Origin of the sequence: Allorhizobium pseudoryzae (assembly GCF_011046245.1) — a bacterium.
Taxonomy (GTDB): domain Bacteria; phylum Pseudomonadota; class Alphaproteobacteria; order Rhizobiales; family Rhizobiaceae; genus Neorhizobium; species Neorhizobium pseudoryzae.
Window position 1 is genome coordinate 255,691 of sequence record NZ_CP049244.1, and the last position, 23,214, is coordinate 278,904.

The 23,214-nt window shown below is 62.1% G+C and carries 20 protein-coding genes; 10 read left to right on the forward strand and 10 right to left on the reverse strand.

The genetic code is table 11. From position 1 onward, the window contains the following. Positions 1-87 precede the first annotated feature (87 nt). From G6N78_RS20145 to G6N78_RS20165, 5 genes are read right to left on the reverse strand one after another with little or no spacing between them, the layout of a single operon-like run. Positions 88-1,020, reverse strand: coding sequence for a sugar-binding transcriptional regulator (locus tag G6N78_RS20145; RefSeq protein WP_234906056.1), 933 nt, complete (start codon positions 1,018-1,020; stop codon positions 88-90). A 51-nt stretch (positions 1,021-1,071) separates the two neighbouring features. Then, on the reverse strand, positions 1,072-2,421 hold the full coding sequence (locus G6N78_RS20150) for an acetoin dehydrogenase dihydrolipoyllysine-residue acetyltransferase subunit (protein WP_165223062.1): 1,350 nt from the start codon (positions 2,419-2,421) through the stop codon (positions 1,072-1,074). A 1-nt stretch (position 2,422) separates the two neighbouring features. Then, entirely contained in the window at positions 2,423-3,436 is a 1,014-nt protein-coding gene (locus G6N78_RS20155) for an alpha-ketoacid dehydrogenase subunit beta (protein ID WP_165223065.1), read from the reverse strand. A 1-nt stretch (position 3,437) separates the two neighbouring features. Further along, on the reverse strand, positions 3,438-4,436 hold the full coding sequence (locus tag G6N78_RS20160) for a thiamine pyrophosphate-dependent dehydrogenase E1 component subunit alpha (protein WP_165223068.1): 999 nt from the start codon (positions 4,434-4,436) through the stop codon (positions 3,438-3,440). Further along, on the reverse strand, positions 4,433-5,758 hold the full coding sequence (locus G6N78_RS20165; protein WP_165223071.1) for an NAD(P)H-dependent oxidoreductase: 1,326 nt from the start codon (positions 5,756-5,758) through the stop codon (positions 4,433-4,435). The genes G6N78_RS20160 and G6N78_RS20165 overlap by 4 nt, the downstream gene beginning before the upstream one ends. A 220-nt stretch (positions 5,759-5,978) precedes the next feature. Between G6N78_RS20165 and G6N78_RS20170 the strand changes: the two genes are divergently transcribed. Genes G6N78_RS20170 through G6N78_RS20200 form a run of 7 tightly spaced genes read left to right on the forward strand, consistent with a single transcriptional unit; the run spans position 5,979 to position 12,663 of the window. Next, positions 5,979-7,532, forward strand: a complete 1,554-nt coding sequence (locus G6N78_RS20170; protein WP_165223074.1) for an ABC transporter substrate-binding protein — start codon at positions 5,979-5,981, stop codon at positions 7,530-7,532. Between the two features lie 4 nt (positions 7,533-7,536). Beyond that, a complete protein-coding gene (locus tag G6N78_RS20175; protein WP_165223077.1) occupies positions 7,537-8,478 on the forward strand; it encodes a carbohydrate ABC transporter permease in 942 nt (313 codons plus the stop codon). Between the two features lies 1 nt (position 8,479). Continuing rightward, positions 8,480-9,322 (forward strand): carbohydrate ABC transporter permease, encoded by an 843-nt coding sequence (locus G6N78_RS20180; protein WP_165223080.1) that lies wholly within the window; start codon positions 8,480-8,482, stop codon positions 9,320-9,322. Between the two features lie 3 nt (positions 9,323-9,325). Beyond that, positions 9,326-10,372: an ABC transporter ATP-binding protein gene (locus G6N78_RS20185; RefSeq protein ID WP_165223083.1), complete on the forward strand. Its 1,047-nt coding sequence runs from the start codon at positions 9,326-9,328 to the stop codon at positions 10,370-10,372. After that, positions 10,369-11,358: a carbohydrate kinase family protein gene (locus G6N78_RS20190; protein WP_165223086.1), complete on the forward strand. Its 990-nt coding sequence runs from the start codon at positions 10,369-10,371 to the stop codon at positions 11,356-11,358. The genes G6N78_RS20185 and G6N78_RS20190 overlap by 4 nt, the downstream gene beginning before the upstream one ends. A 23-nt stretch (positions 11,359-11,381) precedes the next feature. Continuing rightward, positions 11,382-12,098, forward strand: a complete 717-nt coding sequence (locus G6N78_RS20195; protein WP_165223089.1) for a hypothetical protein — start codon at positions 11,382-11,384, stop codon at positions 12,096-12,098. After that, the gene (locus G6N78_RS20200; protein WP_165223092.1) at positions 12,091-12,663 is read left to right on the forward strand and encodes a hypothetical protein; all 573 of its coding nucleotides are present in this window, start codon (positions 12,091-12,093) and stop codon (positions 12,661-12,663) included. The genes G6N78_RS20195 and G6N78_RS20200 overlap by 8 nt, the downstream gene beginning before the upstream one ends. Before the next feature lie 141 nt (positions 12,664-12,804). Here the strand turns inward: G6N78_RS20200 and G6N78_RS20205 are convergent, their stop codons facing one another. The 5 genes from G6N78_RS20205 to G6N78_RS20225 are packed head-to-tail and all read right to left on the reverse strand — an operon-like array spanning position 12,805 to position 19,200. Beyond that, positions 12,805-15,027, reverse strand: coding sequence for a glycoside hydrolase family 95 protein (locus tag G6N78_RS20205; protein WP_165223095.1), 2,223 nt, complete (start codon positions 15,025-15,027; stop codon positions 12,805-12,807). A gap of 14 nt (positions 15,028-15,041) precedes the next feature. Further along, positions 15,042-16,115, reverse strand: coding sequence for an ABC transporter ATP-binding protein (locus G6N78_RS20210; RefSeq protein ID WP_165223098.1), 1,074 nt, complete (start codon positions 16,113-16,115; stop codon positions 15,042-15,044). 30 nt (positions 16,116-16,145) lie between these two features. After that, the gene (locus G6N78_RS20215) at positions 16,146-16,967 is read right to left on the reverse strand and encodes a carbohydrate ABC transporter permease (RefSeq protein ID WP_165223101.1); all 822 of its coding nucleotides are present in this window, start codon (positions 16,965-16,967) and stop codon (positions 16,146-16,148) included. Beyond that, positions 16,967-17,926 (reverse strand): carbohydrate ABC transporter permease, encoded by a 960-nt coding sequence (locus tag G6N78_RS20220; RefSeq protein WP_165223104.1) that lies wholly within the window; start codon positions 17,924-17,926, stop codon positions 16,967-16,969. Before G6N78_RS20220 ends, G6N78_RS20215 begins: the two co-directional genes overlap by 1 nt. Next, positions 17,926-19,200, reverse strand: coding sequence for an ABC transporter substrate-binding protein (locus tag G6N78_RS20225; RefSeq protein ID WP_165223108.1), 1,275 nt, complete (start codon positions 19,198-19,200; stop codon positions 17,926-17,928). The genes G6N78_RS20220 and G6N78_RS20225 overlap by 1 nt, the downstream gene beginning before the upstream one ends. A gap of 238 nt (positions 19,201-19,438) precedes the next feature. Between G6N78_RS20225 and G6N78_RS20230 the strand changes: the two genes are divergently transcribed. From G6N78_RS20230 to G6N78_RS20240, 3 genes are all read left to right on the forward strand, one after another. Next, positions 19,439-20,464 carry a LacI family DNA-binding transcriptional regulator gene (locus G6N78_RS20230; RefSeq protein ID WP_165223110.1) on the forward strand — a complete coding sequence of 342 codons (1,026 nt, stop codon included), beginning with the start codon at positions 19,439-19,441 and terminating at the stop codon, positions 20,462-20,464. Between the two features lie 269 nt (positions 20,465-20,733). Further along, positions 20,734-22,176 carry an FAD-binding oxidoreductase gene (locus G6N78_RS20235; protein WP_234906057.1) on the forward strand — a complete coding sequence of 481 codons (1,443 nt, stop codon included), beginning with the start codon at positions 20,734-20,736 and terminating at the stop codon, positions 22,174-22,176. A 56-nt stretch (positions 22,177-22,232) separates the two neighbouring features. After that, complete coding sequence (locus tag G6N78_RS20240) at positions 22,233-23,213, forward strand: Bug family tripartite tricarboxylate transporter substrate binding protein (protein WP_165223112.1); 981 nt, start codon at positions 22,233-22,235, stop codon at positions 23,211-23,213. The last annotated feature ends 1 nt before the right edge of the window (position 23,214 follow it).

A 23,214-nucleotide genomic window follows, 5' to 3' on the forward strand; every position in this document is an offset into this window, starting at 1 on the left:
AAAAAGATGAACCGCTCCCCCCAACAAGAATGGAGGGGGCTCTTCCATCGGCACCCGCCGCACAGTCACAACAATCGTGACACGCGGTCAGGCAATCAGCGACCGTGCCGTCTGTTCGTCCGTGATGAAGGTGGTTGGATCGACAATGCGGATCGCTCCCCGTAGCGCCAGAATCTTCTCCCTGCCGCCAGAAATCAGCACGCGTTCCGGCGTGCGCCGCAGACGGGACAGACTGGCGGACACCACACGGGAGTTCACATCGTGATTGACGATTTCGCCGGCCTCGTTGATGAAATTATAAAGCACGTCCCCCACCGCGCCGGCTTCCATCAGAGAGCGCCGATCCGACTCGGAAATATAGCCTGCGCGGTAGCTGGTCGTCAGCGTTGAAATGCCGCCGACGGAGAGAAGCGCCACATCCAGCTTGTCCGCCATCTCGAAGATTGCAGACAATCCGCAGCGTTCAAGAAGCGCATGCTTTGTCTCGGGACTGTCGACCACCGCCGGCGCCGGAATGAGGAAGCCTTCCCCCTGAAACAGTTCTGCGAACTGCCAGGCGAATTCGGCCGGGTTGAAACGGCGCGCAGCGGCAATCCCACCCAGCAGCGACACCACGCGGAAATCATCGAGCGCGCTTCCGAGGATAAAGGGCAGCGTGTTGTAGAGTGTCTGGCCCCAGCCGACGCCGACGGACATGCCGGATTTCATCAGCCCGGAGATAAAGCTACCCGCGGCTGCCGCAATCACCTTGACAGGATCGGCCTGCGGATCATCGAACGGCGCGACGATGACGCGCTTGATCTCGTAGTGCAACTCGAGTGCGCGCTCGAGTTCGGTCAACTCCGCCAGCGGCGAGGAAATCGTAACGCGCACTTCATTTCGCCGCCGTGCCTCGGCCAGCGCGCGCACGACCATGATGCGGTTGATGCCCAGAATCGACGCGACCTCGTTCTGGGTCTTGCCTTCGACGTGATAGAGCCAGACGGCCTTGGCCCTTAGGCGATCGGCTTCGTTCTGCATCCCAGCCGGCCTCATCGCCTCCTGCATCCGCAACACTCCTGGTGATGTGCCTCAACCCGGAGCTTCGACAGCCGCAAATTGTCTTTCGACGATCTTTGCCACGCGTTCCGGGCATTCGAAATGAGGGATATGCCCGATGCCGGACAGGAAATGAAGCGCAAAATCAGCTTCGACGCTCAGGGCGTGACGGAATGGCGTCACCTGGTCACGCCGCCCCCATAGGATCGCCGCCGGCATGGACAGACGTGCGAAGGCTGGACGCAGGTCAAAGGCCTGAACCCCATCCGGGAAAAGCGCATCCGCCATATCCATCTGGCAGGCGCGCATAGCCGGATCGGCACGCCCCCGCATAGCAGCCTTCGCGTAATCCTCGCCGATCAGCTCGGCATTACCCGCGAGTTGCCGCAGCCAGGGATACAGGCTGTCGACGCGCGTCGCCCGGGCAATCCCTGCCAGCATCTCCCCGTTGATGTCAGGCCCCAGCCCCGCCGGCGCGATCACCGTGAGGCTCAGGATCCGCGGCGAGCGGATATCGGCAATGGCGGCTGCCAGCGCGCCGCCCAGCGAATGCCCCAGAAGATGAACCCCGTCCAGACCACGCGTTGCCTCGTCGAAGGCCTCCAGCACCATGCGGGCCAGATGGGCGAAATTCCGGATCTTCCGCTTCGGCGAGCGACCATGTCCGGGAAGATCGATCCGGATCACGGTTCGGCCCGGCGAGAGCGCCTTTTCAAACGGCAACCAGCTCGTGCTATCGGCAGCAAAGCCATGGATGAGAACAAGCGGCGCCCCCTGCCCCGTGCGTCTGGTGATGGCAAGCGCTCCGCCTTCCGCTGACCAGCCGGCAGCGGATCGCGACGGGATCTCGCAGCGATCCAGGGCAGAGTGACCTTCGACATCATGCCTCTGGATGCGCCCGCGCGGACCGCTGCCAACGACATCCGAAAGGTCGAGGCCTGCCGTTCGCGCCGCATGACGGGCAGCGGGCGTTGCGCGCAATCCGTTCTCCATCGGCGCGACGGCTGATGCGTCCGCTCCGCCCTCGGCAGGAGCACGCCTTGGCACTCCTTCGTGCGATCCGGACGCCATATCGGTCGGTTGTGCCGCGGGGATGTCATCGACAGCTCCGGCCCGTGCGGGCGGTGCCGTATCGACCGTCTCGCCTTCCGCATAGAGCCAGGCGATCACGGACCCCACCGGCACTTTGGTTCCCGGTTCGGCCAGCACATGCTGCAGGCGTCCCGTAGCCGGCGCCTCCACCTCCATCGCGGCCTTGTCCGTCTCGATATCGAAAAGGGCAGCCCCCTTTTCAACCGCATCGCCTGGCTTGACGTGCCAAACCGCCAGCGTGCCATGGGTCATGTCCATATCGACCTTGGGCAGGATCACTTCCACGGGCATGTCAGACCTCCCGGTTCGCCAGGCGCCGCGCGGCAGCGAGGATGGAATCGACCTGCGGCACAGCCGCCCGCTCCAAATCGGGATTGTAGGGAATGGGGGCCTCGGCTCCCCCGAGGCGCAGGATCGGAGCATCGAGGAAATCGAAAGCGTCGCTTTCTGCCACCATGGCGCTGATTTCCGCCCCGATGCCGTAGCTCTTCACCCCTTCATAGACGATCAGCAGGCGTCCCGTCTTGCGCACGGAAGCGAGAATCGTTTCATGATCGATCGGACGGATGGACCGCAGGTCGATGACTTCTGCGCTCACCCCTTCGGTCACCAGTTGTTCTGCCGCTTCGATCGCACGATGCACCATGATAGAGGCGGCAACGATGGTGAGATCACTGCCGGCACGGCGAATGGCGGCCTTGCCGATGGGTGTGGTGTAATGGCCGGCCGGCACCTCGCCCTTCATCTTGTAGAGCAGTTTGTGCTCGAACACGAGCACCGGATCTGGATCAGCAAGGGCTGCGAGCAGCATGCCTTTGGCATCCTCCGGCGTCGAAGGCTGAATGACCTTGAGACCCGGCACATGGCCGAACCAGGCTTCCAGGCTCTGGCTATGCTGGGCCGCCGCCCCCGTGCCGGACCCGGCCGGCATGCGGAACACCACCGGCACCGAGGCTTCGCCGCCGAGCATATACCTGAGCTTGGCGGCCTGGTTGACGATCTGCTCCATGGCCAGCGTGGCAAAATCGGAGAACTGGAATTCGAAGATCGGCTTCAATCCTGTGAGCGCCGCACCGACGGCGACACCCGCCCCGCCGAGTTCGGAAATCGGCGTGTCCATGACCCTCTCCGGACCGAAGCGATCGACCAGATCCAGGGTGACCTGGAACGCGCCGCCATAGACGCCGATATCCTCACCCATCAGGATGACGGTCGGATCCGTCTCCATGGCCAGCACCATGGCCTCGCGGATCGCCTCTGAATAGGACAAGGTCCGGGTGGATGCTTCCTGTACCGTCACGTCCATATCAGGCCTCTGCATATACATAACGGGTCACTTCACCGATGGCAGGGGCAGCGCTGCCCCGGGCGAACTCGATCCCTTGTTCCACATCGCTGACCGCGGCATCGGCAATCGCCGAAGCCTCGGCCTCATCCAGAATGCCGTGGGCGACCAGTTCCGCCTGGAAACGAACGATTGGGTCGCGTCCCATCCACTCTTCGATCTCTTCCTTGGTGCGATAACGGTTGCGATCCGATTTGGAATGGCCGCGCCAACGATAGGTCAGGTTTTCGACGAGGCTTGGCCCGTCGCCAGCCCGTGCTCGGGCAATCGCATGGTGCACGGCCTCCGCCACGGCGGAAAAATCATTGCCGTCCACCGTGGTCCCCGGCATTGAATAGGCAGCGGCACGGTCGGAAATTCTGCGCACCGCCGTCGACCTCTCCACAGAGGTCGACATGCCATACCGGTTGTTTTCGCAGATGAAGACGACCGGCAGCTTCCAGATGGCCGCCATGTTCAGCGCCTCGTGGAAGGCTCCCTCATTATTGGCGCCATCGCCGAAGAAGCAGAGCGTCACATCCTCGCGGCCAAGTCGCTTGGCAGACAGCGCCGCGCCCACGGCGATGGGAAGTCCGCCTCCGACAATACCGTTGGCGCCGAGATTGCCGGTCTGCACGTCGGCAATGTGCATGGAACCGCCGCGACCGTGGCAATAGCCGGTTTCCTTGCCGAAGAACTCGGCAAACATCCGCGCCACATCCGCACCCTTGGCGATGCAGTGGCCATGGCCACGGTGGGTGGAGGTGATCTTGTCCGCATCGGTCAGCTCGATGCAACTCGCAACGGCGCTTGCCTCCTGGCCGATGGAAAGATGCATCGTGCCGTGAATGAGACCCCGCATATAGCTCTGTTCGGCCCCTTCCTCGAAGCGTCGGATCAGGTACATGCGCTTGAGCGCCTGCTTCAGCTGGGCAGGCGAATAGGTACGAATGGCAAACGGCCGGTTATCGGTCATGCTCATTGCAGGCTCTCCAGCATCGCATCCTGCCGTGCCCGCAAGATCGCGATCGCACTGTCGGCGGGCACAGCCGTGTTAAGGGAAGTCAACAACTCGCCCTTGCGCACCGGCACCGTCGTGCGCGCTCCGGCAAGAAGGCCACAGGGCACGGCATTGGCGGCACGCGCGTCCGTCGCGGTCATGATCCAGGCGCGATAGCAATACTCACCGATCTGGTCGAGCGTTTCACCCGGCTGAAGGTCGCGCTTGGCCACCGCGCAGACTTCCGCCACCGGGCGGGAAAGCGGCACCATGTCGGCCTTGCCGTAGAGGACAGCCCTTGCGCAGGTCAGCGGCACTTCAAGGGAGGTCAGGTGGTAGGGCCGGAAGAAGGTGAAGTACGGACCCTGTCCCATCTTCAGGTCTTCCATGCGTTCACGAATGCGTGGATGCTCCATTTCGGCGACGACGAAGACGCCGGGTGCGACACCCTTGCCGATCGAAAAATCGACACAGCCCTCCGCGGACGAGAGCACGCCACCGGACGACTGCGGTACGAGGACCTTGTTCAGCTCTTCGCGCGTGCAGGCGGGACCATGCATGCCGGGCTTGTCCGGCAAGAGACCGGTGGCATTGGCAATTGCCGCCATCTCCACCATTGTCTTTGATCCATCGACGAACTCCACCAGCATGCGCGGGTTCATGTTGCGCCGGCGCGCTTCGTCCGCGTAAAGGTCTGGCGTTGCATCGACGTTCAAGGGATTGTTCTTGCCCTTGCCCGCCGAAATGATGCGATGCCCCATGGCGCTGACGAACTCGATCAGTTCCATGCAGCTGGAGGGTTCGTCCCCTGCCCCCAGTGAATAGACAACACCGAGCTTCTCGGCTTGCGCCCGCAGATAGGCGCCGATCGTCACGTCCGCCTCGACATTCATCATCACCAGATGTTTGCCTGCCTGCATGGCAGCAAGCCCGACCTGGGCGCCGACGGCAGGAATGCCCGTGGCATCGACAACAACGTCGATCAGTCCGGCATTGAGCAGAACATTGACGTCGTCGGTTACCGCAACCAGCCCGGCCTCCATCGCGGCATTGGCCGCATCGGGACTTCCCACCATTCGTGAACGATCATCCGTGCCATAGGCAATCTGTACGGATCTTTCCGCGGCGCCGGGCCGCACTTCACTGATCGCACCGACCGTTATTCCCTGCATGTGCGCCACGCGACTAACGATATCGGTTCCCATCTCTCCGGCGCCGACAAGGCCGATCCGGACGGGTTTTCCAGCATCTGCCCGCGCTGACAGATCGCGGGCGAGCCCGGTTAGGGCAACATTGGTTGGCATGATCAACTCCTCCTCGGTGCGGCATTGATGGCGTACATTTGTTATTTTTGTCAACATAAAGTTCTCGAAATTGTATGGTGCAATGCAGCACTTTTTCCGCATTGACAGTCAGGATGAATGAACACATGTTCTATTTGCAATGATAATGTTCATTATCGCTGAGTGGAGGAGCGACCCAGCGATATTCCTGCATAGGATGAATCTCACCGGGAGGACGGATATGGGTAAGGAATTCGCAGCGGTCTCACGCCGCAGCTTTTTGCGTGCAACTGCCGCGGCAGGCGTGACCGCAGGCTTTGGGGGGCTCGCCATGCCATCGCTGGCAAAAACGGGCCTGCCGGACGTCAAATCCATTCTCGACGGCATCTCCGTCGAAGGATATGTTCGGGCCGACTACCGCAAACTCTACAACATGACCAATGAGCCGTTGTGGGATCCGGCCAAAGACTGGATCCGGACGGTCGATTGGGAAAAGGTGCGCTCGGAACAGGCGGGCAAGACTGTTCGTTTCGCCATCGGCGCAGCGGACCAGGAATCCGCAGCCGAGGGCCTGAAGCCCTTCGAGCAACTGTCGGGCATCAAGGTGGAACTCGTTCCGATCCCGGATGACAGCTTCTACGACAAGGCGGTCGCCGAATTCATTTCCGGTAATGCCTCCTTCGACGCGCTGCAGTTCTTCTCGCCCTGGCTCGGTGACTTTGCCGGCCCTGGCTTCCTGGCCGAACTGGACGACTACGCAACCAAGTGGAAGCTGCCGCTCGACGATTTCTATGACACCTATCGCCTGAACTACGGCTATTTCGGCGGCAAACTGGTCGGCATTCCCTTTGACTGCGACGTGCAGATGGTCCACCTGCGCAAATCCTCGATGGAAAAGATCCTCGGCGGCAAGATCGATACGGCGAAGTCCGTGCCGACCTACGACGAACTGATCCGCATCACGGGCGAGGCCAATAAACTCGGCGGCGGCGTGGCCGGTGTCGGCTTGATGCTGGCCCGCGGTTTCTGGGCCACCTACACCTGGGAGCACATCGCAGCGCAGGCAGGCCTGAAACTGTTCGACGAACAGTGGAATCCGACCCTGACGAGCGATGCCGGCATGAAGGCCATGGATATCATCATGGCGCTCCAGAAGAATGCCATCGAGGGCGTGGCCGGTGCCGGATGGGGTGAAAACCGCGCGGCATGGCTGGGTGGGCAACTGGCAGCCAATGTCAGCTGGCAGGATAGCGGCACGCAGGCCATGCGTCCGGACCAGTCCAAGATCGTTGATGATTTCGTGACGATCTACGAGCCGCGCATCCAGGGCGGCGTTTTCGCACCTCCGAACATTGCCGGCTCCACATCCTGCGTGGCGGCTACATCGCAGAATCCTGAGGGTGCCTTCCTGATGCTCGCCTTCCTGACGACGGCCTCGATCATGGCCATGAATGAGGCGAACGCAAACGGCGTTGCGCCGGGCTATCGTTCGGTTCTCGCCAATCCACGGCTGCGCGCAGTCAGCCAGCCGGCCAAGGTGTGGGCGGACAGCCTCGAGCATGCCTGGTGCGCACCGCGCCTGCCCGGCATGTTCGAAATGGAACAGGCCCTCGGAAACGAGATCAACCGCGCCATCACCGGCCAGATCTCGGCCAAGCAGGCGCTGGAGAATGGCGAAACGGCCTGGAAGCGCATCATGGAAAAGAACGGCTTCTCGGGAGGCAAGGGGCCGGTCGCCTATGCCGATGTCGCTCCGGGCATGTATGTCGGTGCCGGCAAGGCTCTGCCGTTCTAAGCCGATGGCAAGCTCAGCACACAGCATCAGGGCGGTGGCACCAGCCACCGCCCGTTCATCCACCGGAAAGCCGCGCCGCCGATCGCCGCTGCTGCGCAGCGCCTTTCCCTATCTTCTGGTCGCGCCCGCGGTTCTCTACCTGTTGGCGATCACACTCTATCCAGGCATATTCGCCATCTATCAAAGCCTCTATGTGGTCCGCTTCGTGAAATGGACCTGGGTCGGGCTCGGCAACTACGAACGCATCCTGCAGGACGCCGAGTTCTGGGCGGCCCTTTGGAACACCGTGGTGATCGGCGGCCTGTCGCTCGCCCTTCAGACTTTGATTGCCCTGGCCCTCGCGTATTTCGCCTACCGCGATCCGTTCATCCGCGGCTGGCGCATCATCTTCCTGATGCCCATGCTGTTCATGCCCTCGGCCGTTGCCTTCCTGTGGAAGCTTGCATTCAACGATGGGCGCGTGATCTCCGACCTGCTGATGACGCTCGGGCTGACGAGCGGCAACGTGGACTGGCTGGCTTCCGTCTGGCTCGCACGTCTGACGCTGATCGTTGCGGACGTCTGGCAATGGACCCCCTTCCTGTTCATCATCTTCGTCGCCGCCCTGCAGGGCCAGGACCAGGAAATCGAAGAGGCCGCACGGCTGGATGGCGCATCCTGGCCGGCAATCTTCTGGAACATCTCGCTTCCGATGATGCGACCGGTCATCGTGGTCGCCGTCACGCTTCGCGGCATCGATATCACCACGATGTTCACCAATGTCTACATCATGACGCAGGGTTCACCCGGCGGCGCGACGGAGACGATGAGCTTCTTCATCTATCGCCAGGGCTTCCGCATGTTCAACTTCGGTTATGCCTCGGCAGCCTCGGTTCTGATGCTTGTGATCACCATCCTCGTTGCCCAGACACTCGTGAAGCGGGCTTTCCGCTCGGGAAGGAGTTGAGATGGCTTCCGTTCGTCGCGATCGAAGCGAGCGTTTCTGGCTTCGCTATCTGATCCTCGGTTCCTGGGCCATCGTCTGCCTGGCGCCAATGCTGTGGTTTCTGACGATCGGCTTCAGGCCGCGCACGGAAGTCATCGTGCCGCATCCGATCTACTGGCCGAGTTGGAGCCTGGACGCCTGGCGCCTCCTGGTGAGCGACTGGCCAATCGCCAGTTACCTGCGCAATTCGGTGGTGGCGGTCGCCGGGTCGGTCGTCATCGATCTCGTGCTCGCCATACCGGCTGCCTATGCGCTGTCGCGCTACGAATTCCGGGGCCGCGAGGACATCGGCTTTTACATTCTCTCGACCCGCATGATGGCACCAGCCATCGTCGCCGTGCCGATTTTCTTCCTGTTCAAGAATCTTGGCCTGCTCGATACCATCTGGGCGCTGATGCTGGTCTATGCGGCCATCAACCTTAGTCTGGTGACCTGGATCATCCGCAGCTACATGCTGGACATTCCCAAGGAACTCGAGGATGCGGCCCGCACCGATGGCGCCGGCGATATGACCATCCTTTGGGAAATCATCATCCCCGCCTGCCTTCCCGGCATCATCACGGCAGCCGTCATTGCGGCGATCTTCGCGATCAACGAATTTCTGTTCACGCTGCTGATTGCCTCCACGTCGAAGGCCTACACCATGTCCGTTGCGCTGGCGAATTTCACCGGCGGTTCGGACGGCATCATCTACAATGCAATTGCGCTCGTCTCCTTCCTCGCCTTCGTGCCGATCCTGATCGTTGTGATCCTGATCCAGAAGCACCTCTCGCGCGGGTTGACGATGGGTGCGGTCAAAGGTTGAACCATGGCTTCCATTCAACTCAACAACATCGTCAAGCGCTTTGGCTCCTTCATCGGTGTCGAGAACATGTCGCTTGACATCGCAGACGAGGAATTTCTCGTGCTGCTCGGCCCGTCCGGTTGCGGCAAGACCACGACCATGCGCATGATCGCCGGTCTGGAGCATCCGACCGACGGTCAGATCGTCATCGGCGGCGAGGTGGTCAACGAGATCGACGCCCGGGATCGCGACGTCGCCATGGTTTTCCAAGGCTATGCGCTTTATCCCAACATGACGATCTACGACAACATCCGGTTCCCCTTGCGCATGCGCAAGGTGCCGGCGGACCAGCACGACCGGCTGATCCGACGCGCCGCCGACATGGTGGAGCTCGGGGCGTTTCTGGAGCGCAAGCCGGGCGCGCTATCGGGCGGTCAGAGGCAACGAGCAGCGCTCGCGCGCGCCGTGGTGCGCGAACCGCAGGTCTTCCTGATGGACGAGCCGCTTTCCAACCTGGATGCGAAGCTGCGCGCCAGCATGCGGGTGCAGATCAAGCATATGCAGCGCCACCTGAAGGTCACCACCGTCTACGTGACGCATGACCAGATCGAGGCGATGACGCTGGCAGACCGGATCGTCATCATGAACCGCGGCGTCATCCAGCAGGTCGGCACGCCAGACGAGATCTATTCCGATCCGGCCAACACCTTCGTCGCCGGTTTCATCGGCTCGCCCCCGATGAATCTTCTGGATGGGGAAGCCCACGATGGCATCTTCCGCAGTGAGGGGGTCACGGTGCCATGCCCCGAAAATGTCAGCGGACGCGTAACGCTCGGCATCCGTCCAGAGGATTGCACGGTGGGCGGGGCGCACCTGCAGGGGCTGGTCTACGGCGTCGAACCGACCGGCGATACCACCTATCTCACCGTCCAGACCGGCAAACGTGCCGTCGAAATCAAGGCTGCACGCGACTTCCGCGCCGCGATCGACACATCGATCACCATCGGCTTCGATCTCTCCCGTCTCTATTTCTTCTCCGAGACCGGCGACCGCATCCGGAGGTCCGCATGACTCCCCGCTTCGACTATTCCTGCATGGGCTTCTACACGTTCGACGCGCTCTGCCGGCCGGTCAGCCAGATTGCGCCGGGCGGCGGCACCTATTTCGTCGAAGACTTCACGCTGGCCGTTTCCGGTGCGGCGGGTTCCGCCTCCATCGTCGCGGCGAAACACGGCCTTCGCGTGCAGGCCGCTGGCGGCGTAGGCGAGGACGACATGGGTGATTGGGTGCTGATGAAACTGCACTCCTTCGGCATCGACACCCATCTGATGGCACGATGCCCGGACTTCTCCACGTCCTCCTCCATCGTCACAACGCGTCCGGATGGCGCAAGGCCTGCGCTCCACAAGCGCGGTGCAACGGATGGCTTTTTCATCAACGATAGCCAGACGGAGGACCTGCTCGATACGCGCATCCTGCATGTCGGCGGTGTCGGCCTGATGAACCGCATGGACGATACGGGCCGCACGCGCGAAATCATGACCGAGGCAAAACGGCGGGGCGTCATCACCACCCTTGACGTGTTCGCCTCGACAGCGGCGGACCTGCCGAAAGTCGAGCAACTCCTGCCCTACACGGATTATTTCCTCCCATCGGAAGAAGAGGCGCAAGCCCTGTCCGGCCTCAGCGACAATCGTGATCTCGCGCATTTCCTGTTGGAGCGCGGCGCAGGCTGCATTGTGCTAACGCTCGGCGCGAACGGCGCCTATTACTGCAGCCGTGACGGGCAGGAGTTCCATACTCCGGCTTTCGAGGTGGATGTAAAGTGCACCTGCGGCTGCGGAGACTGCTTCAATGGCGGCTTCGCGACCGGGCTCGTCAAGGGCCTGTCAGCCGAACAATGTGTCGAGTTGGCGCAAGCCTCGTCCGCACAGAACGCCACCGGGCTTGGGAGCCAGGCGGGTGTCAGGGATTACGCGCAAACCCTCGAATTCATCCGCTCGGCACGCCGCCGTCAGGGTCTGGAGGCTTTCGTGCCGGCACTCACCGCGGTATAAGAAGGCTCTCGGGAAGGGGAGTAATGGCTGTGAATCTGATGCCCATCCGTCCGGATTCGACAACGCTGAGGGAGGTGCTCCGCGGGGTGCGCCACGTGTTGCGAAGCGGTCGCAAATCCCTCAAGGATGTCAGCGCCATGGAGAACCTGCCCGAGCCGGCGGCACGTCTTGCCAGGACGCTGCTGGGCGATATGGATGATCTTGCGCGCGGACTTGACGGCATGGCCTCAAGGATCGCAGGCAAAGTGCTGCCCTCGGCCACGTCGCCGGCCACGCCCTTTGCCGAATTCCGCGCCCATCCTCAGGGGGATGCACCCTTTGCCGTCGTTGCTTATGAAGCCTTGAAGAAGGCCGTGCGGCATCTGCACGCCAGCAATGCCTTCATCAGCGAGGCGGCGGCCAGGGCAGCCTTCCAGCGCATGCGCCAAGCCACATCGCCGGAACAGACATCGGAGGCTTGTTCCGCCATTCTCATGCTGGCAATGCTTGATCTCAAGGTGGTCCGCGCTGAGCCTGTGACGGCCGAAGTCCGACATGGAGCCGGCGATGTGGACGTCCTGGCGACGTTCGCCGTGCTCTTGTGGCTGCTGGCTGACCGCTCCGACGCCGATCATGACATGGCGCTTGTCTCTGCCTGCGAACTCTCGCGGGCCCTGGCGGACAGCATCCTGCAAGCCTCCGCCAAACGCGACCTCGCTGCCTTGCGAAAGCTCTTTGAACGGTATGCCGCCAATGTCTGATATGCCCCTGCTTCGCGTAGCACTGCCGCCGACCAACCAACCACTACGCCTTGCCGTGCGCCGCTTTCGTTGGTTCAAGCTGGCTTTCCATGCGCATGTGGAGGCCGCAGGCCAGCACCTCGGCTGCGCCTTTGCGATTGATGACGAGAGGCTGGCGGACGTCTTCGTCCGCTGGCTGGAGGCGATCGACCGGCAGAACCCACGCGACAAGGCAAAACGCCGCGCGTTCTTCGAATTCGCCGCTTGCCTGATGCTGCGCGAACTGATCTCCGACCTGCCGATTGCGAGAACTGGCGAACCAACCCGCCAAAAGGGATCGGCAGGCGCCTTCTGGCCTGAAGGCTATGCATCGACGATGTTCTGCCTGTCGATCCACGCCGCCGCGATGAAGCAGGAGTTCAATCTCGATGTCGACATCAGCCCGAGCGTCGACGACCTTCGCAGTTGGTGGTCCTTCAAGGAAAATTCTGCGGAAAATCGCAGCTTCCCTGCAGGTTTCCTGCAAAAGCTTCTGGGCCACGAGCCAAACTGGTCAATGCCGGATGTCTTCAGGGCGCAGCTATAGGCGCGGGCTGGATGCACGCCTGTTCGACAAAGGCAGCGTCAGCGCAAATCCGCATGCTTTCTGCGGTCTGTCCGCTTCCCTCGCACCTGCGACGAAGCGGACAGTTCTGAATACGGCCCCGAACGGCCATCCAGCCGCGTCTCAGGTCACGATGGTCCATTGACCGGCGTGGAGGATGGGACGTGATGTCTGATCGCCGTTGCGCAACAGGATCGTTTGCGTCGCGTCCGACTTGAGCCTTGCGACAAGAACGCTTCCATCCACCCACTCCATGTCGAGTTCGATCCCGCCCCGCAGCCGCAGGCCTGAAACCTTTCCCGTCGACAGGGCCTTTGGCAGTGCCGGAAGAAGGCGGACCTCGCCGGCGCGACTGTGGGCCAGCATTTCGCAGATGCCGGCCGCGCCGCCAAAGTTGCCATCGATCTGGAAGGGGGGATGCGCATCGAAGAGGTTGGCGTAGGTTCGTGCTGGCGAAAGCTGCGTCTTCAGGATGGACCACGCCCGCTCGCCATCCCCCAGACGTGCCCACAGGCAGATGCGCCAGCCGATCCCCCATCCCGTTGCGTTATCGCCGCGGATATCGAGCGAATGTTTGGCAGCGGCCGAGAGTTCAGGCGTCGTGAGGGTATCGATGGAGAGCCCTGGATAGACGGCATAGAGGTGCGAGACATGGCGATGGTCCATTTCGGAGACATCCATGTCCCAGTCTTCCAGCCATTCCTGCAACTGGCCGGCCTGACCAATGCGGTCGGGCAGGAGACGCGCCCGTGCTTCTCGCACCCTGTCCAGGAAACGTGCATCAGTCTCCATATCCGCCGAAAGGATCGCATCGAAAAGATCGCGTCCCAGCTGGTTGTCCATCGCGGCACCCACCGAGAGGCTGACACCGAAGGGATGTATGTTTTCCGGCGAATTGGTCGGCACGGTCACCAGTGCTTCGGTGCCCGGTAACGGCGTGAGGAAATCCAGCAGGAACTCGGCTGCTCCACGGATGATCGGGTACACTCTTTCCACAAGTTCCTTGGGCCGACCGGCATAGACGCAGTGGTCCCAAAGCTGACAGGAAAGCCAGACCCCGCCCATGGGCCACAGTCCCGGGTCGGCTGCATCCATCGGACCGGCAGCCCGCCACAGGTCGGTATTGTGATGAAGCACCCATCCCCGCGCGCCGTAGTGTTCCCGGGCAATCTCGGCGCCGGTTTCGGTCAGGTCTTCCAGCATCGCGATCAGCGGCTCGAAACACTCGGCAAGATTCGTCGGGTCCGGCAGCCAGTAGTTCATCTCGGTGTTGATGTTGACTGTGTATTTCGAGTTCCACGGCGGCCGGAATTCGGCATTCCAGATCCCCTGCAGATTGGCCGGTTGCGTGCCCGGTCGCGACGAACTGATCATCAGGTAGCGGCCAAATTGCACATAGAGCGCCGCCAGTGCAGGATCCGCTTCCTTGTCGGGCGCGGCGACCCGCTTGTCGGTCGGCAGTTCCACCTTGCCGGGGCCGAACTCGATCGAGAACCGGTCGTAAAGGCGCTTGTAGTCCGCCACATGATCGGCCCGGACGGCCTCCCAACCCTTGGCCGTCACGGCCTGGATCCGACCGGCGGTCGCGCTCACGGGATCGCCCGAAACGTCGTCGAAGCGCCTGAAGCTCGTTCCGACGTCGATCCACAGGGTAACGCCGCGCACGCCGGTGAGCCTCAAGCCCCCGTCATAGGCTTCCATCGTGCCGCCATCCGGCAGAACCTTGACCCGGACCACCCAATCCAGTCCGGCCGGCACGCCGAATTCGCCGCGATTGCGGCCGCGGCAGGTGATCTCGCCCTGCTCCGCGTCGATGACCGGAGACACGGTCTGCTCGATGTCGAAGCTGATATCGGTGTTGAACGCTTCGCCACCCTGCGTCCACATGCGCGTGCCGATGACGTTGTCCGGCGCGGACGCGAAGGTCTCGCGCTTGTAGTGGATCCCCTGGTGCCGGTAATCCACAGACGCGATGGCGGTTTCCAGATCAAGCCACCTCTTGAACGTGTCGCGGTCGGGCCTGTGGCGGGTTTCAATGAACACCCATCCCGCGGGCTGGTAGGTCATCTGCGTGCGTGGCCGCGACATCATCCGCGCGTCGGCAAGCCGTTCCGCGTCGGCATAACGTCCGGCGAACATAAGCTCGCGCAACGCCGGCAGGTGGTGGTAAGCCCCCTTATTGGCGGCGCTGTAGGGCGATCCTGTCCACAACGTGTCTTCGTTGAGCTGGATCTTTTCCTTGCGGCTGCTCCCGAAGACCATGGCGCCGAGACGGCCGTTTCCAACGGGCAAGGCGCGCGTCCAGTCCACCCAGGCTTCGCGCTGGTACCAAAGTATGTTCGACATGTTCTGCCTTTATCTCAAGAAGGGATGGGAGAAGCGGACCGGACCCGCTTCCCGGATGCATCGAAGAGCATCACGCTGCGATCGTCGAAGGTGACATCGATCTGCTCGCCGGCGCAGATCCCGGGCTGATCGCGCGCCTCGACGGCGACCGGCGTATCGTTTGCCAGACGACCGTAGAGGTAGCGGGTACCGCCCAGATACTCGATCATGTCGATGGTGACCGGAAGGCGGTGCTTTTGCCCTCCCCGCGGGGCCATGTGCTCAGGGCGGATACCGATGGTGACAGGCCCCGCCAGAGTGGAAGAGCAAGGCAGCATGATGCCCGGCGCCAGATGCACCTCCCCCTGCCCTGCCTCGCCGGACAGGAAGTTCATCCGCGGGCTTCCGATGAAGCCGGCCACGAAGAGGTTGTCGGGGTCGCTGTAGAGTTGTTCCGGCGTGCCCGTCTGCTCGATCCTGCCGTCACGCATGACGACGATCTTGTCGGCGAGCGTCATCGCCTCCGTCTGATCGTGGGTGACATAGAGCATGGTCGCCTTCAGCCTCTGGTGCAGGCGGGCAAGTTCGACGCGCATCGACACCCGCAATTCGGCATCGAGGTTCGACAGAGGCTCGTCGAACAGAAACACCTGAGGATTGCGCACGATGGCCCGGCCGATGGCAACCCGCTGCCGCTGCCCGCCGGAGAGATTGGCCGGCTTGCGATCAAGCAGATGACCGATCTGCAGAACATCGGCGGCCTGGCGCACGCGCGTCTCCACCTCGGTCTTGTCGTGCCCGGCGATCTTCAGGGCAAAGCCGATATTGCGGGCAACGGTCATGTGCGGGTAGAGCGCATAATTCTGGAAGACCATGGCGACTCCGCGGGCAACGGGATCGAGATCGTTCGCGCGCATACCGGCGATCTCCAGCGTTCCGTCCGAGATCGCTTCGAGACCGGCGACCATCCGCAGCAGAGTTGACTTGCCGCAGCCCGAGGGCCCCACAAGAACCGTGAAGCTGCCGTCTTCGACCACCAGGTTGAGGTCGCGGATCACTTCGACGCTGCCGTAGCGCTTGCTGACATCTTTGAGCTCAACGTGAGCCATGTGTGTTCTCCATAATGAAGCAGAAGAGCATCACTCCTTGCCGCCGCTGGACACGCGGTTGCCGGCAGCGAACTGCTTCTGGAATAGAAGAAAGATGGAAAGGGGGATCACCGCGGTCACGATGGCCGCCACCGCCTGCTGATCAAGGTTGGGATCATAGGTCCCGGCAATCCGCGCAAGCAGCACGGTGAGCGAGATGTCGCTGCGCAAGAACAGCATCGGCAGCAGTAGCGTGTTCCAGCACCAGAGGAACTGCAGAATGCCGCAGGCCGCGATTGGCGAGATCAGGTTCGGCAGCACGACCTGCGTGAAGGTGCGGATCGGGCCACATCCGTCGATCTTTGCCGCCTCGATCAACTCCTTGGGGAAGTCCTCGAGGAAGGATTTCACCAGGAAGACGGCCCAGGCATAGCTCAGCCCGACGAAGGGGATCACGACTGCCGCCATGTTGTCGAGCAGGCCGACATCGCGCCAGAGCTGGAACAACGGGATGATCACCACCTGTTGCGGCAGGACGAAGGCGTTGATGATGATGATCAGCCACAGACGCCGCATCGGGAAGCGCAGATAATGGAAGGTGTAGGCGGCGGCAGGTGCCGTGATCATGGTGAGGATCGTAGCGGTAAGCGTGATCTTGGCCGAGACCCACAGACTTCCGGCGAGCGGATAGGTCTGCCAGACCGTGTACCAGGCCTGCAAGGAAAACTGGTTCTCGCCGAAGTGCCACCAGCCCCGGGCAATCGAGTCGGTCGTCTGCAGGGAAGTGGCTACGATACCAATGATGGGGACGATCCACAGGCAGCCGATGAAGCCGACGACGAGAATGATCCATCGGGGTGCGCGACCGGCCATCATTTGGCTCCACTCGTTCGCTGCGCAATGGCGGGGGTCGAGACGAGCAGCACACCGATCAGCAGGATGATGGTTGCTGCGGCGCCATAGCCGAGATTGAATTGCGTCATCGATTCCCGGTACATGAAAAAGCCCACGGTCTCGGTTGCCCGCGCGGGGCCGCCGGCCGTCAGAACGAAGACGATGTCGAAGGCGCGCAGCGAACTGAGAAGCGTCAAAAAGATGGCTACCCGAGCGCCCGGCAGGGACAGTGGCATCATGATATGCCACATCATCGCGAGCGGCTTGGCACCGTCCATATAGGCCGCTTCCAGGATCGAGCGCGGAATAGCCTGCACGGAAGCAAAGCTCAGAAGAAGGGGCAGTCCGACGGCGCTCCACGAGGCGGTGACGATCAGTGCGATCAATGCGGAGTGCGCACCACCAAGCCAGGGCTGGGCCAGGTCTCCCAATCCGATTGCCGAAAGCAGGCCGTTCAAGAGGCCGGCGTCGCCCGGACGAAAGATGCCGATCCAGATATAGCCCGCGACCGCCTCGGAAATACCGAAGGTGGCAAAGATCATCAGCCGAAAAATGGACGTCTGGCGCGGGGCAAAGGCGCACAGAAGAGCGACGGTCCAGCCGATACTGACGGCGACGACGGTGACGCCGACCGTAAAGACGAGCGTCGTCCAAAGCGTTCCGAGAAAGACGGGGTCACTGAACAGTCGAAGATAATTGTCGAAACCGACGAAGTGCGGCCGGCCGAGCCCGCGGATCTCCCAGAAACTGACGCGCAGCGTCTCGATGACCGGATAGATGACCGAGAGGCCGAAGAGAAGGATGACGGGCGTGAGCAACAGGAACGCGGTGGCCGATTCCGGCAGCTTCAGCCCCGGCCGCCTCTGCTGAGGATCGTGCGATCCCAAGCGCGCCGGCGGCGCACCTGGTTTTTCGATCCTTGTGTGAGCGCCACGCATCAGTAGGCTCGAGCTGCCGCTGCCTCGATCCGCGCGAGGGTCGGGGCAATATTGGCTTCAGTCGGATTGCCGATGAACTGTTGCAGGGCAAGCCGGTATTCATCGACGAGGCTGCCCGGCAGCATGTCGCCGAGCACGAAGCGGACTTCGCCTTCATTGACGAAGCGGACGGACGCCGCGGCAACCGGATCATAGATCGATACATCGACATTCGAGCTCGGCGTCGCGAAGCCGGCCTTGGCTATGAGATTGGCTCCCTCCGGGCTGAGGACATAGTCGAGGAACATGTCAGCGCCGTCCGGATTGCTGCCGATGCTTGTGGCGAGCATTTCCTTCGCATCAATGATGGATGCATTATCGAAGCCGCGGCCGAGCGCCGGGAACTTGCCGAGCGCGAAATCCACGCCGGGCTTCAGGTGATACTGCGAAATGGCGCGCGCATTGATCCACATGCCGATTTGCAGGAAATTCGCCTTGCGTTCAACGAAGATCCGGTCTGCTGCATCGTCCCAGTGGGTGGCATACATCAGCTTGCTGTCACCACAGCAATTGGCGGCGAAGAGGCGTGCATACTGGCGCAGCGCCTCAGCCACCTTCGGATCCGTCCAGGCGACCTTGTGCGCGCCGAGATCGGTGACAAGTCCCGGCCCGCCGGTGCGCATCAGCAAGGTCTCGAACCACTCGGCATGCGCATAGACCTTGGCCGGCATGGCGATGGGTTCGGCGAATCCTGCCTTGCGCAGCGGATCAAAGGTCCCCAGGAAGTCATCGTAGGAGGTGGGGAATGCCTGCAGCCCGATCTTCTGCAGATCGGCCGGCACGTGCCAGATGCCGCTGCGGTAACCGAAGATGTAGGGAATGCCGTAGACGGATCCGCCCGTCGTGCTGATATCGCGCCATGTCTTGGCGAGAGCCTTGTCCCATCCCTTGTCGGTCCAGACGGGCGCCACGTCGCGCAGGATGCCGGCATCGGCCAGTTCCTTGCGGAATGCCGGCCAGGTATTGGTGACAAGATCGGGCTTTTCTCCGCCCATCAGCGCCGTTCGCATGCCGCCACGGGCATCGCCCTGCGACGTCACGACATTGATCTTGACCTTGAAGTCCGGATGCTTGGCTTCAAAGCCTGTCACGAGCGTGTCGAGAACCTTCCGGTCCGGACCCCCGAGCCATGTCAGCAAGGTGATGTCCTTGGCGGCCTGAGCGAAGGCACTGGTGCCGAGCAGAGCCAGCCCCATTCCCAGTGCCACCACGGTAGAATTTCTAAAGCTGCACATTTTTGGTCCTCCTCCAAAAGTGCCTCGACCGCCTCTCCCAACGATATCGATCGAAACGTTACGATTGGAAGAAAATCACCGGAGATGCCGGAATGTCAAGCACGCCTGGCGAGAAATTAATCGGAAACGGCTGCAGATCCCGCAAGCGTCGTCGATGCACAACGTAGACGGTTGATTTTCCGACGATCTTCCAGCAATACTCATTCGAACAATTTATCAAAACAATTCGAGAGGACGTATGGCGACGATCAAGGATGTTGCGCGAACTGCGGGTGTCGCCATTTCCACCGTCTCGCTAACCTTTGCCAGCCCCGAACGTGTCAGCCCGGACACGGCCCAGCGCGTCTGGAAGGCGGCGGACCTGCTGGGCTACCGCCCCAATCCGTTGGCCCAGAGCCTGAAACGCGGACGCTCGCGCATGATCGGCGTGCTGGTCGGCGATATCTCCAGCCCTTTTTTCGGACGCCTACTGAAGGCCGTCGAGCGGCGGGCGCTGGAGCGCGGCTACCTCATGATCGTCGCGGACACGGACGCTGATCCGCAGCGCGAGCTCGAAATGCTCGATCAGTTCACCGCCCAGCGGATCGCTGGCCTGCTGATCTCGCCGCATGGCAGCAGTGCTGCCTATGGCCGCCGCTTGTCCACCTGCAAGACGCCGCTCGTCATGGTGGACCACCGCTTTCGCGGTGCTGCCCTTGATTACGTTGCCTCCGATACGCGCATGGCGGCGCGCATGCTCACGGACCACCTGATCAATCTCGGGCATCGGCGCATCGCCCAGATCACCGGTCCGGTGCAACTTTACACGGCGGCGGAGCGGATCGAGGGATATCGCGAGGCTCTCGCGGCTGCTGGCCTGGAGGCGGACGAAAGCCTGGTGGTGGATGGACGTTACCGCGATGTGGGAAGCTATGAGCAAACCATGCGGCTGATGACGCGTGTCGACCGGCCTACCGCCATCTTGGCGGCCAGCAACATGATGGCGCTGGGGGCGCTACAGGCCATCCAGGAACTGGGCTATGCATGCCCGAAGGACGTGTCGCTGGCGACGATCGACGACATTCCCTGGAGCGCCGTGATCCAGCCGAAACTGACCATGGTGCTGCAGGACATCGAACGGATTGCCCAGGTGTCCACCGACTATCTGCTCGACCGGATCGAGTCGACCTCGCCCGACAAGCTGGCCCCCCGTGAGACGGTTCTCATCCCGCGGCTGTTCATCGGCAACTCCACCGCGCCGCCGCCTTCCATGAACGGTGCATGACCGCCAGGTTGCCGGGCGGGTTGGAGCGCGGCTGGCCGGACAGAAATCCCGGCATTGTGCGGCAGGCACGGCCATGGCCGACGCTACACAATGCGCCGTGACACAAGCCTCCTGACGGCAACCATCCGTCCGCATCATGCACTTCGGTTTCCAGGCATCCGGCATGGCGCAGGAGCCCTGTCACTCTGCTGCCCATCCATCCGCAGAGCGCAAGCCCTGTCCCTCCCCATCGCCCTCAAGATCGGCTCTTGCCAAATAGAAAAATACTCTTGTATGTTACATACAACACGGAATTGGAGGGTGCGGTGGAAGAGGTTAACGGGGATCAGCTGCTGGCGAAACTGCGGCAGGCGCTGGGTGCAAATGCCGTTCTTTCGGGAAACGATCTCCCAGAGCGCAATCGCACCGACTGGAGCTTCCTCCCCAACGCTGCCCCGCTGGCCGTTGTCCGTCCAGCATCGACCGAAGATGTCGCGACGGCGCTGAAGCTATGCCATGACGCGGGTGTTGTGGTGACCCCGCAGGGCGGGCTGACAGGCTTGTGTGGTGGCGCGCGGCCTCCAGACGGCGGGATCGCCCTGTCGCTGGAACGGATGCACGGTATCGAGGCCATCGATCCCGTTGGCATGACGATCACCGCGCGCGCCGGGACGCCGTTGGAGGTCATCCAGAAGGCGGCCGACGAGGCCGGCCTCTTCTTTTCCCTTGATCTCGGCGCGCGTGGATCCTGTGCAATCGGCGGCAACCTCTCGACCAATGCCGGCGGCAATCGCGTGATCCGTTATGGCATGGCCCGCGATCTCGTTCTCGGTCTCGAGGTCGTCACCATGGACGGCACCGTCCTCACGATGATGAACCGGATGATCAAGAACAATGCGGGCTACGATTTGAAGCAGCTGTTTCTCGGCAGCGAAGGAACGCTCGGCGTCATCACGAGGACGGTTCTTCGGCTCCATCCCAAGCCCGGATGCGTGCAGGCGGCACTGTGTGTGGTGACGGGATATGATCAGGTTCTTGCATTATTGGAGAGTGCAAGACGGGCTCTGGGGCCGTTGCTCTCGGCATTCGAGGTGATGTGGGCTGACTACTGGACGCTCTATGCCGATCACGTGCCCGGCGCCCGACCGCCCGTGTCGCTCGGCAATGGCAGCCATGTCGTTCTCATCGAGATGCAGGGGTTGGACGAGATGATCGATGGCGGGCGGTTTTCGGCTTGGCTGGAGGGCATGTTCGAACAGGGCGCAGTCGTCGATGGCGCGGTTTCGCGCAGTGTTGCCGATCTCCAGGCCTTCTGGAAAACGCGCGATGCGGCTGCCGAATTCGCCAATCCCGAGGTCGCCGGACCGCATATTTCCTTTGACGTCGGGTTGCCGGTCGGGCGCATGGACGAATTTGCCAGCCGTTCATCGACGGCGCTCACCGAAGCGCTCGGATGCCGCTCCGTTTATTATGGCCATGTGGGCGATGGCAACCTGCATGTGGTCGCCTGGGTCAAGGGCGCGGCGCCCCAGCCGCTGCCCGCCGTCAGCGAGGTCGTATACAGGATCGTCCGTGAACTTGGCGGCACTGTTTCAGCGGAACACGGCATCGGCACGTTGAAAAAGCCCTATCTCGGCTACAGCCGCAGCCCGGTCGAAATCGACCTGATGCGTCGATTGAAGTCCTGCCTGGACCCCAAGGGACTGCTTAATCCCGGAAAGGTCTTCGACTGAAGAAAACGCGTTCAGGAGGATGAACGCGACTGCCACAAACCCAAGGAGGAGAAATCATGTCTATCAAACGTCGCCACGCCCTGGCTCTTGCAGCAGGCCTTGCTATCGGCAGCCTCTGTTCCGCTCCCGCCTTCGCTGAATGGCCCGCAGGCGCGGTTACGATGATCGTGCCCTGGGGCGCGGGCGGTGGAACGGACGCCACCGCGCGAATGATCGCCAACCTGCTTCAGAAACAACTGGGCGTGCCGGTTCCCGTCGTCAACCGCACGGGCGGCTCGGGTGTCGTCGGTCATTCCGCCATTGCCGAGGCCGCCCCCGATGGCAGCACGATCGGCATTGCCACGCTGGAAATCGGCACCATGCACCACCTGGGGCTGACCGCGCTGGACTACAAGGCCTATACGCCCATCGGGCTCTACAACTCCGATCCTGCAGCCGTTTTCGTACGCGCCGATAGTCAATACAAGGACATGCAGGCATTGCTGAAGGCTCTCTCCGCAGCAGCAGACCGCGAACTCAAGGCGTCAGGTTCGGCACAGGGTGGTGTCAATCATCTCGCGCTCGCCGGCATGCTGGCGGCTGCAGGACTGCCGGTCGATCGGGTGGCGTGGGTGCCATCCGAAGGTGCCGCTCCCGGCCTGCAGGACCTGGCGGCGGGCGGCGTCGTCATCGCAACGGCATCGATGCCGGAAGGCGAGGCATTGATGCAGGCCGGGCGCATCAAGCCCCTGGCGGTATTCTCAGCGACCCGCCTTGAGAAATATCCCGATGTCCCAACCTTTGAAGAGGCCTCAGGACATGCCTTTGCCATGGGGTCCTGGCGCGGCATCGTCGCACCTGCCGGCCTCCCGGCCGATGTGACCATCAAGCTGAGCGAAGCGGTCGAGGAGGTCGTCAGTGACCCCACCTACCTCTCCTTCATGAAGGAGCGCGGATATGCGACGCAATGGACGCCTGGCGAGAAGTTCGGACGCTTCATGGAAAAATCGGATGCCACTCTCGGTGACACGCTGAAATCGGTCGGTCTCGCCAAGTAAT

Excerpts from the sequence above, each read along its gene's own strand:
- G6N78_RS20160 (WP_165223068.1), bottom strand. The coding sequence starts at position 4,436 with ATGAGCATGACCGATAACCGGCCGTTTGCCATTCGTACCTATTCGCCT.
- G6N78_RS20215 (WP_165223101.1), bottom strand. The coding sequence starts at position 16,967 with ATGGCCGGTCGCGCACCCCGATGGATCATTCTCGTCGTCGGCTTCATC.
- G6N78_RS20240 (WP_165223112.1), top strand. The coding sequence starts at position 22,233 with ATGTCTATCAAACGTCGCCACGCCCTGGCTCTTGCAGCAGGCCTTGCT.
- G6N78_RS20195 (WP_165223089.1), top strand. The coding sequence starts at position 11,382 with ATGGCTGTGAATCTGATGCCCATCCGTCCGGATTCGACAACGCTGAGG.
- G6N78_RS20175 (WP_165223077.1), top strand. The coding sequence starts at position 7,537 with ATGGCAAGCTCAGCACACAGCATCAGGGCGGTGGCACCAGCCACCGCC.
- G6N78_RS20220 (WP_165223104.1), bottom strand. The coding sequence starts at position 17,926 with ATGCGTGGCGCTCACACAAGGATCGAAAAACCAGGTGCGCCGCCGGCG.
- G6N78_RS20200 (WP_165223092.1), top strand. The coding sequence starts at position 12,091 with ATGTCTGATATGCCCCTGCTTCGCGTAGCACTGCCGCCGACCAACCAA.
- G6N78_RS20230 (WP_165223110.1), top strand. The coding sequence starts at position 19,439 with ATGGCGACGATCAAGGATGTTGCGCGAACTGCGGGTGTCGCCATTTCC.
- G6N78_RS20145 (WP_234906056.1), bottom strand. The coding sequence starts at position 1,020 with ATGCAGAACGAAGCCGATCGCCTAAGGGCCAAGGCCGTCTGGCTCTAT.
- G6N78_RS20150 (WP_165223062.1), bottom strand. The coding sequence starts at position 2,421 with ATGCCCGTGGAAGTGATCCTGCCCAAGGTCGATATGGACATGACCCAT.
- G6N78_RS20155 (WP_165223065.1), bottom strand. The coding sequence starts at position 3,436 with ATGGACGTGACGGTACAGGAAGCATCCACCCGGACCTTGTCCTATTCA.
- G6N78_RS20180 (WP_165223080.1), top strand. The coding sequence starts at position 8,480 with ATGGCTTCCGTTCGTCGCGATCGAAGCGAGCGTTTCTGGCTTCGCTAT.
- G6N78_RS20205 (WP_165223095.1), bottom strand. The coding sequence starts at position 15,027 with ATGTCGAACATACTTTGGTACCAGCGCGAAGCCTGGGTGGACTGGACG.
- G6N78_RS20170 (WP_165223074.1), top strand. The coding sequence starts at position 5,979 with ATGGGTAAGGAATTCGCAGCGGTCTCACGCCGCAGCTTTTTGCGTGCA.
- G6N78_RS20210 (WP_165223098.1), bottom strand. The coding sequence starts at position 16,115 with ATGGCTCACGTTGAGCTCAAAGATGTCAGCAAGCGCTACGGCAGCGTC.
- G6N78_RS20185 (WP_165223083.1), top strand. The coding sequence starts at position 9,326 with ATGGCTTCCATTCAACTCAACAACATCGTCAAGCGCTTTGGCTCCTTC.
- G6N78_RS20165 (WP_165223071.1), bottom strand. The coding sequence starts at position 5,758 with ATGCCAACCAATGTTGCCCTAACCGGGCTCGCCCGCGATCTGTCAGCG.
- G6N78_RS20190 (WP_165223086.1), top strand. The coding sequence starts at position 10,369 with ATGACTCCCCGCTTCGACTATTCCTGCATGGGCTTCTACACGTTCGAC.
- G6N78_RS20225 (WP_165223108.1), bottom strand. The coding sequence starts at position 19,200 with ATGTGCAGCTTTAGAAATTCTACCGTGGTGGCACTGGGAATGGGGCTG.